Here is a 14,351-nt window from a genome sequence, read left to right on the forward strand (position 1 = left end):
AAACACCAACCATGCTTTCGGAGGATATTATGGCTCACAAATATATACTGGCTCTTGACCAGGGGACCACCAGCTCGCGCGCCATCTTGTTTGACCGCGACGCCAACATCATTCAGGTCGCCCAGCGCGAATTTACCCAGATATTTCCGCAGCCCGGCTGGGTAGAACACAACCCCAATGAAATTTTTGACACGCAGGCGCACGTGGCCAAGGAGTGCCTCAAACACGCAAATGCCCAGGGCAGCGATCTGGCCGCCATCGGCATCACCAACCAGCGTGAAACCACCATCGTGTGGGATAAATCCACCGGAGCTCCGGTGTACAACGCCATTGTGTGGCAAGACCGGCGCACCGCCGGTTTTTGCGACCAGCTGCGCGCCGAGGGCAAGGCTGAAATTATTCGCAAAAAAACGGGCCTTGTACTTGATGCATATTTTTCAGGAACCAAGGTGCGCTGGATACTCGACAACATTCCCGGCGCACGGGCAAAGGCTGAAGCGGGCGAGCTGCTTTTCGGCACGGTAGACACATGGCTTGTCTGGAATTTCAGCAAGCGCGGGGCGCATGTTACCGACCCCTCCAACGCCAGCCGCACGCTGCTTTTCAATATTCACACCGGGCAATGGGATGACGAACTGCTTGAAATTCTCGGCGTACCCCGCGCCATGCTGCCCGAAGTTGCGCCTTCGTCCAGCGTCATGGCCCAGACGCACCCCGAATTTTTTGGTCAGGCCGTGCCCATCGCGGGCGTGGCAGGCGACCAGCAGGCCGCAACCTACGGCAATGCCTGCATGACCGAAGGCATGGCCAAAAACACCTACGGCACGGGGTGCTTCCTGCTGCTCAACACCGGCACCAAACCGCGCGAAAGCAAAAACAACATGCTCACCACGGTTGCCTGGCAAACCCCCAAGGGACTCTACTATGCCCTTGAAGGCAGCGTTTTTGTTGGCGGCGCGGTGGTGCAGTGGCTGCGCGACGGCTTGGGCTTTATCCGCGATTCGTCCGAGATGGAGAGCCTCGCCATCACCGTGCCCGACAACGGGGGCGTTTACCTTGTGCCCGCCTTTGTGGGCATGGGCGCTCCGTACTGGGACCAGTACGCCAGAGGCACCATGGTTGGCATAACACGCGGAACCAACCGGGGGCACATAGCCAGGGCGGCCATAGAATCCATTGCCCTGCAAACCCTCGACATCATGGACGCCATGCAAAAGGACGCTGGCGTCCCCCTCACCACCCTGCGCGTTGACGGCGGCGCAAGCCGCAACAACATGCTTATGCAGTGCCAGGCCAACCTGACAGGCGTAGTGGTCGAACGCCCGGTCGTTACCGAAACAACAGCCCTCGGCGCTGCCTACCTCGCCGGGCTTGCGGTTGGATTTTGGGAAAGCGAAGAACAGCTCTGCGCCCAGTGGAAACTTGACCGCCGTTTTGAGCCCAACATGCCCGAAGACCGCAGGCAAGAGCTGCTGCACCAGTGGCACCGCGCCGTTGACCGCGCCAGAAGCTGGATAGAAGAATAGCCGCAAGGCGGGCTGCTGACGGCCCGGCATCATCGATAATTAATGCAAAAGGTCGCTCATTGGGCGGCCTTTTGTGTTGCGACTTTAGCCAGTTGAGCGCAACTGTGCGCGAAACAGAGAACCCCCGCTATTGGTATGACCCCCATCATGTTTTCAAAATTTAAGCCTGGTGAGGCTTTTTTACTTTGTCTACCTGATGGGGGTCATACAGTGCAGACCATATGCGGGTGGTTTTGATTGCCCATGATTATTGTCAGTAACTGCCGCTTGCATGGGCAGTTACGGCTGTCATTGTGCCCCGCCCCCTCGCCTGCTCCTACGCAGCTGCTGATGCGCGAGCTTCGTCGGCTGCGCTGTTATCGCAGCCAGCGCAAAACGGAGGCTCCATTTCTGGGCCAGATATACCACCAGCCTTGCGCAAACTTTTGCCTGTTGTCTCGCCTGAACGCCAGGCAATTTATTAAATTATGAATATTTTGACATTGAAATTAACTTTCAAATTTGTTACTTCATGTTCACGCCTTACCCGGTAACCCCTTGTACCCTAACAATCTGTGCCATGCACGGCGTATCTTGCCGCAGGCAGTAAGGATAATCTCATGTTGTGCACCTCTCGCCTCAATCTTGCCGAATGCGCCCGCAGGCAGGACCGCTCCACTCCTGACAGCAACACTGTCACCGAAATAATTCACCAGCTTGCAGAATCACTGGGCAAGGCCATCGACGCCAAGGATACATACACTCTTGCACACTCAGAAGAAGTTGCCGTTATTTCGCAGACGCTGGCCCTGTCCATGGGACTGGGGCACCAGATGGCAGACCTTATCCACGTAGCGGGGCACCTGCATGACCTTGGCAAGATAGGCGTGCCGGACGAAATTTTGGCCAAGACCTCTCCGCTTATAACCAAGGAATGGCTGGCCATACGCAAACATCCTGACATCGGCGCGGACATTCTTGCGCCCATCGCCTGCCTGCGCGAGTGCGGCATTGTAGACATGGTACGCGCCCACCACGAGCGTTTTGACGGCAAAGGCTATCCGCAGGGGCTGACTGGCGGGCACATACCTCTGGGCGCACGAATCATTGCCGTGGCAGACAGCCTTTCGGCCATGTTGCAGTCACGTCCATACCGGCAGGCAAAAACATTTGACGAAGCCTGCCGGGAGATAACGCGCGGCACGGGCAACCAGTTTGACCCTCAGGTAGTTGCTGCCTTTGCAAGGGTAAAAGACCGACTGCGCGACCTTGTCGCCATGCTGCGCGTGGCCTGAGCCAACATCGGGCAAAGCCTTGCCGGCTGCACGCACGGCATGTGGTTGCGCGGATCGACAACACGCCCGGCCGCAACCGCATAAATGTGTGCACAGCGCCAGACCTGCTGTCTGGCGGGCGCACAGTATTACAAGGCGACGGCAAAAGGGCCTACGTCAGCTTTTCTGCGGTATATCAGCCAACTTTCAGCAGTATTTCAGCCATGGTCAGCCAGCAGCATACGCCCAAAGGACCAAACTGTTTGACGGCAGCGCTGCAACAAGATATTTTAGCGTTTTGGCAAATGCTCGGCATGCCCATTTCAGAGCATTCATCCGCTCTACCCTGCAGCCCATGTCCTACAATCCCCAGGCGCAGGCGGCACGCTGTGCGCAACCCATGCAGCGCCCACGCTTTTTGCCGGTTGCCGCATGGCTCACAGCCCAATTTGCGGCGGCTCGCACCAGACCTTTGAATTTCAGGCAGTTTTTATGCAAACAAACATATCGTCGGCCATGAGCCGTGAAGCGCTCAGACGCCGTACTTTCGGCATTATTTCGCACCCTGACGCAGGCAAGACCACGCTTACCGAAAAGTTGCTGCTGTTCGGCGGAGCGATCCAGATGGCCGGCGCGGTCAAAGCCAAAAAGGCCCAGCGCCACGCCACCTCCGACTGGATGGAAGTGGAGCGCGAGCGCGGCATCTCCGTGTCGTCCTCGGTGATGAAGTTCACCTACGCCGACCACATCATCAACCTGCTTGATACCCCCGGCCACCAGGACTTTTCGGAAGACACCTACCGCGTGCTTACAGCCGTGGACTCGGCCCTGATGGTCATCGACTCGGTCAAGGGCGTCGAAAACCAGACCCGCAAGCTCATGGAAGTGTGCCGCATGCGCGACACGCCCATTTTGACCTTTATCAACAAGCTTGACCGGGAAGGGCGCGACGCATTTGATCTGTTGAGCGATATTGAGCAGACTCTGGGCATTCAGGCCGCGCCCATGACTTGGCCTATCGGTATGGGCAAGAGCTTTCAGGGCGTGTACGACATCAAACGGCAGGCGATCCGCTTTTTTGCCGAAGACGGCAAAAAAACCTCGCGTCCCAAGGAAGCCCTGGTCATCAACGGGCTCACCGACCCGCAGCTGCCCGAGCTGATTGGCGAAGACGCCGCGGAACAGCTGCGCACCGAGATTGACCTGCTTGAAGGCGCTGGCTTTCCCTTTGACAAGGAGCTGTACCTCAAGGGCAAGCAGACCCCGGTATTTTTTGGCAGCGCGGTAAACAACTTTGGCGTGCAGGAGCTGCTGGACACACTGGTGCGCCTTGCGCCCGGCCCTATCCCCAGAGTGGCGGAATGCCCCACCGGCGAGCGTGTGGTCAATCCGCTTGAAGAAGACTTTTCTGGCGTGGTCTTTAAAATTCAGGCCAACATGGACCCCGCGCACCGCGACAGAATAGCCTTTATGCGCATTTGCTCGGGCCACTTTGAGCGCGGCATGAAGGTAAAGCACCACCGCATCGGCAAAGAGGTGCAGCTTTCGCGGGCCATCACCTTTATGGCCCAGGACCGCGAAGGCGTTGAAGACGCATGGCCGGGCGACATCATCGGCCTGCACAACCACGGCACCCTCAAGATCGGCGACACGCTGACAACCTCTGAGCCGCTCAAGTTTACGGGCATCCCAAGCTTTTCACCGGAACATTTTCGCCGGGTGCAGCTGGCCGACCCTTTGCGCTCCAAGCAGCTGGTCAAGGGCCTTAAGCAGCTGGCCGAAGAAGGCGCCATCCAGGTTTTCAGGCCGCTTACAGACAGCTCGCACATTCTCGGCGCTGTGGGCGTGCTGCAGTTTGACGTTATCATCGCCCGCCTCAAGGCGGAATACGGCGTTACCGCCGTATACGAACCATCGCCCATCTCGTGTGCGCGCTGGATAACCTCAAACGACAGGGCCGCGCTCGAGTCGTTCAAGTCAGACCAGCAGTCAAGCCTGGCCTATGACGGCGACGACTGCCTCGCCATTCTTTCAACCAGCGAGTGGAAACTTTCGCGCATTATTGAAGAGTGGCCGCAAATCACATTCCACACTACGCGTGAAATCAGATAACTGTACAAAGACAGCAAAGCCAACAGCAAATAGTCAGCGCATGTGGCAATTATCCCCTGCAAGCGGAAATTGCTGCGTGCGCTGACTATTTGCATGGACTCATTACGCTGACGCGCACTATGCCAGCTGCCGGGGAATGGTCCGCAGCATGAAACCGCGCTTGAAATGTTTTCAAACCGGGCATATATGGGTTGCTGGATTATGCCGTAAGGCCAATCTTTCTGTTCGGGTGCTGCCTTCGGTGAGGAAGCCTACACGCCTGAACCCCGCAACTCCCAGTCAATCATCCATATGCTAAAAAAACTGCTGTTTTTATTGGTTATTTTTATAGCCATGCTCGAAGTGGCATCATATTTTTATATAAAATATGTAAATACAAATATTCAGATGCCATCGTACAGCCTTGTAAACGTCAACAGCAAGTTCTGGACGTTCAGCGATGAGCACTTTGGTGTTTGGCACCATCCGTCGTCGACATATCTGCACAAAAAACCCTGTTTTACACAGAGTTATGCTTCCAATGCCTACGGCATGCGCGACAAGGAGCGCACCAAGGACGCAGAGCAGCAGCGCGTGGTAGTGCTGGGAGACTCCTTTATTGAGGGCTGGGGCAACAGGTCTGAAGACAGGCTCTCCAACCAGCTTGAGGCATCAACCGGAGCGGAAGTGCTCAATTTTGGCACCTCAGGCGGATTTGGCACGATTCAGGAATGGCTGCAGTACAAATACATGGTAAAGCAGTTCAAGCATGATGTCGTTCTGCTGGGCATTTTGCCCCGCAACGATTTTGAGGACAACAGCCTTGAATTTTACTACACCCAAAAAACGGATGACTACAGGCCGTATCTTGTGGGCGACTACCCTGATTACAAGCTGTTTTACCCTGTAAAAACCTTGCCGCACCCCACCCGATTTGAGGCTTTTACCAAAAGTCTTCAACTCTCGCTGCTGGAATGGAGTTGCCTGTACCGGGTGGCCATTTACCTGAACGATTTTAAAATTGAACACATGAAGCTCGTGCCCCGTTGGGCTCCGGAGAACATCAGCGACCCCTCCGGCGGCTCCATGTATTATTCGACGCAAGAGAACGAATGGAATATCATGCGGTACTGCATTGAGCAGCTGGTGGCCGAAGCGGGCAACCGCAAGGTCATCGTGTTCACCATTCCCGCATATCAGGATTTTGAGCACTACGACGGCCAAGAGCCGCCGCTGGCCCGCAAGTTTCGCGAGCTGGCCAAGCGCACCGGGGCAACCTATGTGGACCTGATGCCCGCCATGGTCGCCAGGGGCGTCAAGTTTCCCGATCTGTACTTTAGCTGCGACAAACACTGGAATGCCTTTGGCAATGCCGTTGCCGCCGACATTCTCGAGCCTTACGTGCGTGCCGCGCTGCAATCCGCACCAACGGCAAGAGGTAACTGATGCAAGACCGCAAACTTTATTTCGGCTTTTTGCCTGCTGCCGTGAGCAACAAGGAATGCGCCGATACCGCCATGGCCATGACCCTGATATGTCTGCTGGCCGTAATGTACACCCGTTCGCTCACGTTGCTGCCGCTTGCCCTTGCACTGCTGCTGCTGGGCATGGTGTGGCCCCGCGTTTACTCTCCCCTTGCCAAGCTCTGGTTGGGGCTCTCCCTGCTGCTTGGCTCGGTCATGTCGCGCCTGGTGCTCAGCATCATTTTTTTGGTGGTTGCAACGCCGATTGCCTTGGTCATGCGCCTGTTCGGTCATGATCCCATGCGCCGCAAGGCGTGGAAAAAGGGGACAGATTCGACCTTTGTTTCGCGTGACCACCTTTTTGAAGCAAAAGACCTGGAACAGCCTTTTTAGGCTTTGTTCCGCTGGAGATAGTACATGGATTTTCTTAAAGACATGCTGCAGTTTTTTATGCAGCGCAAAAAATTCTGGCTGCTTCCCCTTGTCATCGTGCTGCTGCTGTTTGGCGTGCTTGTTGTAATGACCAGCGGCTCGGCCATTGCGCCCTTTATCTATTCCGTTTTTTAAGCGAACGCGCCGCAACCGTAGCGCCTGCACCATATGGAGTACTGCATGCCCAGAGCCATTCTTGGCATATCCGCTTATTATCACGATTCTGCCGCCGTGCTGCTTGTCGACGGCAAAATTGTAGCCGCCGCTCACGAAGAACGGTTCTCGCGCATCAAGCACGACTCCGGCTTTCCCCGTCAGGCTGCGGCCTATGTGCTGCGGGAGGGCGGCCTGAATATTGCCGATCTGGAGGCCATTGCTTTTTACGACAAGCCCTACCTCAAGTTCGAGCGGCTGCTTGAAACATACAACGGCTTTGCCCCTGCGGGCCTGCGCAGCTTTCTTTCCGCCATACCGGTGTGGATCAAGGAAAAGCTGTTTATGCGTTCCTTGCTGCGCGACGCCATAGCCGAGCTTGGCCCCGGTTCGCCCCGGATGCTCTTTCCCGAGCATCACCTTTCGCACGCTGCCAGCGCCTATTACCCCTCGCCTTTTGACAGGGCGGCCATACTGACCATCGACGGCGTGGGCGAGTGGGCGACCACGACCATCGGTCTGGGCGAAAACGCCCAGATACGCATCTTGAAAGAGCAGCAATTTCCTCATTCGCTGGGTCTGCTGTACACGGCCTTTACTGCGTACTGCGGTTTTAAGGTCAACTCGGGCGAATACAAGCTCATGGGGCTTGCGCCTTACGGCGACGGCGACATGGAGCTTGTGGCCAGACTCAAAAATGCCATTTGCGAAAACATGGTGGACGTACGCGACGACGGCTCCCTGCTGCTGAACATGGCGTACTTTGACTACGCCACCGGCCTGCGCATGTACAAACGCGCCAGGTGGGAAAAACTGCTTGGCATCCCCCCGCGTGACGCGGAGAGCGAAATCAGCCAGAAGTATATGGCTCTGGCCCTGGCTATCCAGCAGGTGACGGAAGACATCGTGCTCAAGCTGGCGCGCACGGCGCGCAAGCTGACCGGCTGCGACAACCTGGTGATGGCTGGCGGCGTGGCGCTGAACTGCGTGGCCAACGGCCTGCTGATCCGCGAGGGCATATTCAAGAACGTGTGGATTCAGCCCGCGTCGGGCGACTCCGGCGGCGCGCTGGGCGCGGCATATGCGGCATGGCATATCTGGGCTGGCAATGACCGCCCTTCGCCCAACGGCGTTGACGCCATGCAGGGGGCATATCTTGGCCCGCAGTTTTCGCGCAACGACATCATGCGGGTTGTGCGCCGTTTTGGCGCGCCCCACAAAGAGTGCGCTACTGAACAGGAACTGTATTCCACGGTGGCCCGCCACCTTGCCGACGGCGCTGTGGTGGGCTGGTTTCAGGGCCGCATGGAATATGGCCCCCGCGCTCTGGGCGACAGGTCCATTCTGGGCGACCCCAGACGGCCCGAAATGCAAAAAAAGCTGAACCTCAAAATAAAATTCCGCGAGGGATTCCGTCCCTTTGCACCGTCTGTGCTCGAAGAACACTGCGCGGAATGGTTTGACCTTGAGGCTTTGTCGCCCTACATGCTGGTCTGCGCCCCTGTGGCGCAGAAGCACCGCACCACCCTGCCCGCAAACGTCCGCGAGCTGCCGCTGTACGACAGGCTGTACCTGCAGCGCTCCACGGTTCCGGCCATTACCCATGTGGACTGGTCCGCCCGCATCCAGAGTGTCTCGCGCAGCACCAATCCACGGTACTGGGGACTTATCGATACCTTCCATCGCGAGCACGGCTGCCCCATGGTGGTCAATACAAGCTTTAACGTGCGTGGCGAGCCCATTGTCTGCACTCCGCTCGACGCTTACACCTGCTTTATGCGCACCGAGATGGATTATCTTGTGCTGGGCGACATGATTTTTGACAAACGCGAACAGCCCGAATGGCAGGAAAATGTAGACTTCAAGTCTATTTTTACCCTCGACTAGCTGCCAGCTTCCGTAACCGCAAAAAAGGGTGGGCCTCCTCAGGAGATCCACCCTTTTTTGCGGTCTGTCGGCAGATTGACCGCCCGTGCGGTCAAGTCGGATTTGTCTGCTGCCTATGCCTGCGCCCTGGGGCGCACAAGGCAGCCCGCAAGCCCAAAGATGCAGGCTGGCGCAATCCAGCCCAGCCCCACGGATTCAAAGGGCAGGCTGGCCGTTATGGACAACGGCAGGCCAAATCCCTCAAGCACGCTCAGGCCGCTGCTCAACAGCGCCCCTACAGTGGCAAAGCGAAAAATGTTGTCGTTGCGGATGTACCTGTCAAACAGCGACAGCACAATGACCACCAGCGTGCCGGGATACAGAAAGGTAAGTATGGGCGCGGCAACGGCGATGATGATGTCGAGGCCCACGTTTGAAATCACCATGCTGAAAAGCCCGGTGCACACGGCTACAGTCCGGTAGCTTACCCGGCCCTTGCTGAACTGTGAAATAAAGGTGCCGGTTGTGCCTATAAGGCCCACCGCCGTAGCCATGCACGAAATGCTCATGACCACAGCCAGCACCACCGTACTGGCACTGCCAAAAAGCCCGCCCACCAGATAGGCCGCCAGCGCGCCCTTTTCCGTATCTGCCGGGTACAGGCTCGAGCCGGTTGCCCCAAGGTAGCACAAACCGCCATAGATGACGAACAGCAGCGCACCCGCCACAAGGCTTGACAGGCCCACGGACAGGGCCTTTTGGCTGCCGCTCGTGTAGCCCTTGTTTTTCAGCGCGGTCACGATAACAAAGCCAAAAACCAGCGAGGCCATGACGTCAAGCGTCTGGTATCCGGCCAGAATGCTGTTCCAGGCCACGTTGGCGTCATGCACATCGGCATTGATGCGCCCCAGAGGCCAGGCCACAGCCGCGATCACAATAAGGATAAAACCGCCGATCTTGATGGGCGAAAGATACCGGGCAATGGCATCCACCATATTTGACTCGCGGTAGGCAAGTACGGTGGAAATGCCAAAAAACACCACGGAATAGAGCACCTTGGCCAGCGTTATTCCCTTGGAGGAATAGCCCAGCGGCGCAAACGAAATGGCAAAGGCTGTGGCCCCTGTTCGCGGTATGGCCAGCAAAGGACCTATGCACAAAATAATGGCGCTCATCATGAGCATGGCAGGCAAAGCGCCAAGCCGGTGGAACAGGCCCTCTTTGCGGTCTATGCACGATGACGCAAGCATGGCGTAGATGGTCAGCAGCGCAAGCCCCACATCGGCGGCATAGTAACACAAAAATCCCGTGAACCACTGCGTGCCCGCCGTAAGGCCAATATAGAGAGGAAAAACCACGTTTCCCGCACCAAAAAACATGGAAAACAGCGCAGCTCCGACCACAAATGAATCACGCAGAAGTTTCTTGTTCATATGTTTCCGATAATCAAGGTAGTTAAGGGGCAGCAGTATGCGCCTCGGCGCACGGCCAAAACGTCAACCGCCGCCTCAAATATCAAAATGTAGGGCGGTAAGCCATATACTTGCGTTGTCTTTTTTTGCCAGACTACGCAACAAGCGGTAATCTTGGCATAAATACAAAAAAACGCTGGGCGCAAAACGGCCCGGCTGTCCGCAAGCAGACAGTCGGGCCGCAAGCAGGCGGGTCAGTCGCAGACGCCCTGCCGTACTATATCTGGCTGGCTATTTCGGCACGGCAAGAATAACCTGCGAGGCCTTGACAATGGCGGTGACCTTTTTGCCGGGCGCAAGGCCAAGCTTGGCAATGCTGCCCATGGTCACGATGGAAGCAATGGACGCGCCGCCGGGCAGGTCTACGATGACTTCCGCATTGACCGCGCCGGGCGTGACCTTGCTCACCGTGCCGGCAAACTGGTTGCGGGTGGAAAGCAGATACTTTTCTGCATCATTCATCAGCAGCACAAAGCTGGCCTTGATAAGTGCCAGGGCCTCAGCACCGGGCTTGAGGCCAAGATTGTTGGTGCTCACTTTGGTGATGGAGGCGACAATAGAAAGCCCGCCTTCAACAGCAAGTTCCACTTCGTCATTTACAGCGCCAGAATTAACCTTGACAACCTTGCCGCAAAAAACATTTCTTGCACTGGTTTCCATATCATTCTCCTTGAGTTGTGCGGAGTAAGTATCAGTCATTTATGGGGGGAGTTATCTCCGCTTTTGACGATCCAACATTACAAGCATTGCCAATAAATAGCCAACCCCACACACCATGGCGTGATTTATTAAAAAAAATTCATCATTTCATCATGTTGCATTATCACTATTTTAATCAATACCGTGATTTTAAAAATATTTTTTACACAGTGCTCAAATATTCGGCACAAACACGCAAATGACCTCATATGGCTTGCTCTCCAGAGCACCGACGCAGGATGACAATCCGTGCAAGACGCCGTACCATGCCTTGCCTATGTCGGGGCGGCTACACCGACGACTCGCCAGTCAGCTGCCTTTGCACCCACGCGGCGCGGCAAATGCAGGCGGCGATGTCAGCTGGCAACAGCTCCGACAACAATTCAGACCTATGCCAATATCTGGAGAATCACATGAATACATTTGATGTTGTCATCATCGGCGGCGGGCCTGGCGGCGCCAAGGCCGCGGGCATACTTGCCCGTGGGGGAAAATCCGTCGCTCTGGTCGAGAGCGGTCAAATGGGCGGCGTCTGCCTCAATTGCGGCTGCATCCCCACCAAACTGCTGCTCGGCGCGACCGCGCCCAAGGGACTTTTGCGCGGGCTTGAGCGGCAGCGCGTGGCCAAGGGCAACATTGATGTGGATTACGACGCTCTGCAAAAACGCATCCAGCGTTTTGTAAAGGGCACGTCGCAGGCTCTGGTCAAAAACCTGCAACAGCTTGGAGTAACCATCATTGAAGGCTGCGCCGTATGCACCGGCCCGGCGCAAGTTACCGTCGCCACGGCGGACGGCGGCAGCCAGAGCCTGCAGGCGGGGCGCATCATACTGGCGGGCGGCTCGCGCTCGGCGGCGTTTCCTGGCATGACGCCCGACCACGATGCGGTTTTGGACAGCACCGATATGTTGCGCGTGCCCGCAGTGCCGGAAAGTCTGATTGTGGTGGGCGCTGGGGCCATTGGCCTTGAAATGGCCGACTTTTTCAGCGCTATGGGCAGCAAGGTAACCATTGTGGAAGCCGCGCCCCACCTCGCCCCCACGGAGGATGCCGACGTGGGGCAGGAGCTGGCAAAACTGCTGGGCAAAACCGGCATCACCGGCATCACCGGGGTCAAGGCCACATCGCTTAAAACCAGCAACGGCATGGCCGTGCTGGCGCTTGAAGACGGCAGAGAGATTACGGCGGCCAAGGCTCTTGTGGCTGTGGGCAGAACGCCCAACACCGACGGCCTTGGCGCGCAGGCTGCGGGCTGCAGGCTGCAGGCAAGGGGATATGTAGCCGTTGACCAGTGCCTGATGGCCGCACCCACGGTGTACGCCATTGGCGACATCAACGGACAAACCCTGCTGGCCCATGCGGCGGAGCATCAGGGAGCCTACGTGGCACGGCACATACTGGCGACGGACACGGCTCCGTACGCTTCCGGCCCTGTACCCTCCTGCGTGTACGGCAGCCTTGAAATCATGCGAGTGGGCCTTACGGCAAAACAGGCTCTGGCAAACGGCGGGCCGGTGGAGGTCTCAAAGGCGCAGCTCATGGGCAATGCCATTGCCCAGGCTGGCGGCGATGCCGCCGGCTTTGTGAAGGTTGTGTGGCGCAATGGCGCTCTGGCAGGCATTGCCGCATTGGGGCACGGGGTATCGCATCTGGTGACCGCAGCCCAGCTGTTGCTGCTGGGGCAGTATCACGGCGAGGCTCTCAACTCCTTTATGTTTGCCCACCCTACACTTGATGAAGCCCTGCACGCGGCGCTGGAAGCCCCCAGAGAAGTCATCAGCGCCTAGATGTTCGGCCCCACCATTGCTTAATGTTACCCCGGTCAGCGCCATGCCGACCGGGGTTTTTCTTGCTTTTGCCAATTTTTACATATCAGATTAAGTATTATGTAAAATTCTTGTCAAACTGTAGTATCTTGTCTATCATGGAAATGTTTGTGTTAAGTTTATGCGAAATTTTTTTTGTGCAATCCTCATCCCCCCTATCAGGAGAGCAACATGGCCTATGTGGAACAAGTGTTAAATAACCTTAACGAAACATATCCTCATGAACCTGTCTTTCTGCAGGCGGTGCAGGAAGTGTTGCAAAGTTTGCAGCCCATCCTGTGCAAAAAACCAGAATACGCAAAAATGAAAATCCTTGAGCGAATTACGGAGCCTGAGCGCTGCGTCTCCTTTCGCGTGCAATGGATGGACGATTGCGGGCAGGTTCAGGTCAACCGAGGCTACCGGGTGCAGTTCAATTCGGCCCTTGGACCGTTTAAAGGCGGCCTGCGTTTTCATCCCAGCGTAAATCAGGGGCTGCTGAAATTTCTGGGTTTTGAGCAGATTTTTAAAAATTCGCTCACCGGCCTTGCCATCGGCGGCGCAAAGGGCGGCTCTGATTTCAATCCCAAGGGCAAGTCCAAGATGGAAATCATGCGCTTTTGCCAGGCGTTTATGACCGAGCTGTGCAGCTATATTGGGGCAACCGTTGATGTGCCCGCTGGCGACATCGGCGTGGGCAGTCAGGAGATCAGCTTTCTTTTTGGGCAGTACAAGCGCCTTACCCGTCGCTATGAGGGCGTGCTTACCGGCAAGAACCTTCTTTTTGGCGGTTCACTGGCGCGGCCAGAAGCCACCGGCTACGGCGCCGTGTACTTTGCGCAAGCCATGCTTGAGGCGCGCGGCCAAAGCCTTGAAGGCAAGGTCTGCACGGTTTCCGGCGCGGGCAACGTGGCCATCCACTGCTGCGAAAAGCTCACGCAGGTGGGCGCAAAACCGGTCACGGTTTCCGACTCGCGCGGCATGATTTACGACCCCGACGGCATCAGGCTGGATGTGCTCAAACAGGTCAAGGAAATTGAGCGCGGGCCGCTCACCCGTTATGCGGAGCTGGTTTCTACCGCAACATATACGCCCGTCACGGCCTACCCCGAGGCACGCAATGCCGTGTGGAGCGTGCCCTGCTTTGCGGCCTTTCCGTGCGCGACGCAAAACGAGCTGAACCTTGCTGACGCCAAAACCCTGCTTGCCAACAGCTGCGCCTGCGTGGCCGAAGGGGCAAACATGCCATCAACGCTCGAGGCAATGCACGCCTTTATCGCCTCGGGTATTGCATTTGGCCCCGCCAAGGCCGCCAATGCGGGCGGAGTATCGGTAAGCCAGCTTGAAATGGCCCAAAATGCCAGCATGCAGCGCTGGACCTTTGAACGGGTGGACAACCAGCTCAGGCATATCATGTACGATATCCACCACAATGCAGCCGCAACCGCCGCCGAATTCGGCCACGCCGGCAACCTGGTGATGGGCGCGAACATTGCAGGTTTCCGCAAGGTGGCTGACGCCATGCTTGCTCTGGGGCTGTAGCGTTCGCATTTCCTGAGCTAGTAGTATATTAACAGCCCGTTGCGCTGCG

11 protein-coding genes are annotated in these 14,351 nt (G+C 56.8%); 9 read left to right on the top strand and 2 right to left on the bottom strand.

Annotated features, from left to right (window positions below):
- Window positions 1-29 precede the first annotated feature (29 nt).
- The 7 genes from glpK to DDIC_RS07005 all read left to right on the top strand — a co-directional run bounded on the left by glpK (window position 30) and on the right by DDIC_RS07005 (window position 8,805).
- The gene (glpK, locus tag DDIC_RS06980; protein WP_136399772.1) at window positions 30-1,526 is read left to right on the top strand and encodes a glycerol kinase GlpK; all 1,497 of its coding nucleotides are present in this window, start codon (window positions 30-32) and stop codon (window positions 1,524-1,526) included.
- 599 nt (window positions 1,527-2,125) lie between these two features.
- Window positions 2,126-2,800 carry an HD-GYP domain-containing protein gene (locus DDIC_RS06985; RefSeq protein WP_136399773.1) on the top strand — a complete coding sequence of 225 codons (675 nt, stop codon included), beginning with the start codon at window positions 2,126-2,128 and terminating at the stop codon, window positions 2,798-2,800.
- Window positions 2,801-3,271: 471 nt separating this feature from the next.
- Window positions 3,272-4,891: a peptide chain release factor 3 gene (locus tag DDIC_RS06990; RefSeq protein ID WP_136399774.1), complete on the top strand. Its 1,620-nt coding sequence runs from the start codon at window positions 3,272-3,274 to the stop codon at window positions 4,889-4,891.
- A 387-nt stretch (window positions 4,892-5,278) separates the two neighbouring features.
- Window positions 5,279-6,316, top strand: coding sequence for an SGNH/GDSL hydrolase family protein (locus DDIC_RS06995; protein ID WP_168732490.1), 1,038 nt, complete (start codon window positions 5,279-5,281; stop codon window positions 6,314-6,316).
- On the top strand, window positions 6,316-6,726 hold the full coding sequence (locus DDIC_RS07000) for an SxtJ family membrane protein (RefSeq protein ID WP_136399776.1): 411 nt from the start codon (window positions 6,316-6,318) through the stop codon (window positions 6,724-6,726). The genes DDIC_RS06995 and DDIC_RS07000 overlap by 1 nt, the downstream gene beginning before the upstream one ends.
- Before the next feature lie 24 nt (window positions 6,727-6,750).
- Complete coding sequence (locus DDIC_RS13785; protein WP_168732491.1) at window positions 6,751-6,900, top strand: DUF5989 family protein; 150 nt, start codon at window positions 6,751-6,753, stop codon at window positions 6,898-6,900.
- Between the two features lie 45 nt (window positions 6,901-6,945).
- Window positions 6,946-8,805 carry a carbamoyltransferase family protein gene (locus DDIC_RS07005; protein WP_136399777.1) on the top strand — a complete coding sequence of 620 codons (1,860 nt, stop codon included), beginning with the start codon at window positions 6,946-6,948 and terminating at the stop codon, window positions 8,803-8,805.
- Between the two features lie 113 nt (window positions 8,806-8,918).
- Here DDIC_RS07005 and brnQ read toward each other — a convergent pair whose 3' ends face one another.
- A complete protein-coding gene (brnQ, locus tag DDIC_RS07010) occupies window positions 8,919-10,217 on the bottom strand; it encodes a branched-chain amino acid transport system II carrier protein (protein ID WP_136399778.1) in 1,299 nt (432 codons plus the stop codon).
- A 270-nt stretch (window positions 10,218-10,487) separates the two neighbouring features.
- A complete protein-coding gene (locus DDIC_RS07015; protein WP_136399779.1) occupies window positions 10,488-10,916 on the bottom strand; it encodes a TOBE domain-containing protein in 429 nt (142 codons plus the stop codon).
- 452 nt (window positions 10,917-11,368) lie between these two features.
- Here DDIC_RS07015 and DDIC_RS07020 point away from each other — a divergent pair, with 452 nt between their 5' ends.
- On the top strand, window positions 11,369-12,742 hold the full coding sequence (locus DDIC_RS07020; RefSeq protein WP_136399780.1) for a dihydrolipoyl dehydrogenase family protein: 1,374 nt from the start codon (window positions 11,369-11,371) through the stop codon (window positions 12,740-12,742).
- 210 nt (window positions 12,743-12,952) lie between these two features.
- The gene (gdhA, locus tag DDIC_RS07025) at window positions 12,953-14,302 is read left to right on the top strand and encodes an NADP-specific glutamate dehydrogenase (protein WP_136399781.1); all 1,350 of its coding nucleotides are present in this window, start codon (window positions 12,953-12,955) and stop codon (window positions 14,300-14,302) included.
- The last annotated feature ends 49 nt before the right edge of the window (window positions 14,303-14,351 follow it).

This window comes from Desulfovibrio desulfuricans (assembly GCF_004801255.1).
GTDB lineage: Bacteria > Desulfobacterota > Desulfovibrionia > Desulfovibrionales > Desulfovibrionaceae > Desulfovibrio > Desulfovibrio desulfuricans_C.

What these genes read in the sequence shown, in the direction of transcription:
- glpK (WP_136399772.1), top strand. Translation starts at nt 30, where the DNA reads ATGGCTCACAAATATATACTGGCTCTTGACCAGGGGACCACCAGCTCG.
- DDIC_RS06995 (WP_168732490.1), top strand. Translation starts at nt 5,279, where the DNA reads ATGCCATCGTACAGCCTTGTAAACGTCAACAGCAAGTTCTGGACGTTC.
- gdhA (WP_136399781.1), top strand. Translation starts at nt 12,953, where the DNA reads ATGGCCTATGTGGAACAAGTGTTAAATAACCTTAACGAAACATATCCT.
- DDIC_RS07015 (WP_136399779.1), bottom strand. Translation starts at nt 10,916, where the DNA reads ATGGAAACCAGTGCAAGAAATGTTTTTTGCGGCAAGGTTGTCAAGGTT.
- DDIC_RS13785 (WP_168732491.1), top strand. Translation starts at nt 6,751, where the DNA reads ATGGATTTTCTTAAAGACATGCTGCAGTTTTTTATGCAGCGCAAAAAA.
- DDIC_RS07005 (WP_136399777.1), top strand. Translation starts at nt 6,946, where the DNA reads ATGCCCAGAGCCATTCTTGGCATATCCGCTTATTATCACGATTCTGCC.
- DDIC_RS07000 (WP_136399776.1), top strand. Translation starts at nt 6,316, where the DNA reads ATGCAAGACCGCAAACTTTATTTCGGCTTTTTGCCTGCTGCCGTGAGC.
- brnQ (WP_136399778.1), bottom strand. Translation starts at nt 10,217, where the DNA reads ATGAACAAGAAACTTCTGCGTGATTCATTTGTGGTCGGAGCTGCGCTG.
- DDIC_RS07020 (WP_136399780.1), top strand. Translation starts at nt 11,369, where the DNA reads ATGAATACATTTGATGTTGTCATCATCGGCGGCGGGCCTGGCGGCGCC.
- DDIC_RS06985 (WP_136399773.1), top strand. Translation starts at nt 2,126, where the DNA reads ATGTTGTGCACCTCTCGCCTCAATCTTGCCGAATGCGCCCGCAGGCAG.
- DDIC_RS06990 (WP_136399774.1), top strand. Translation starts at nt 3,272, where the DNA reads ATGCAAACAAACATATCGTCGGCCATGAGCCGTGAAGCGCTCAGACGC.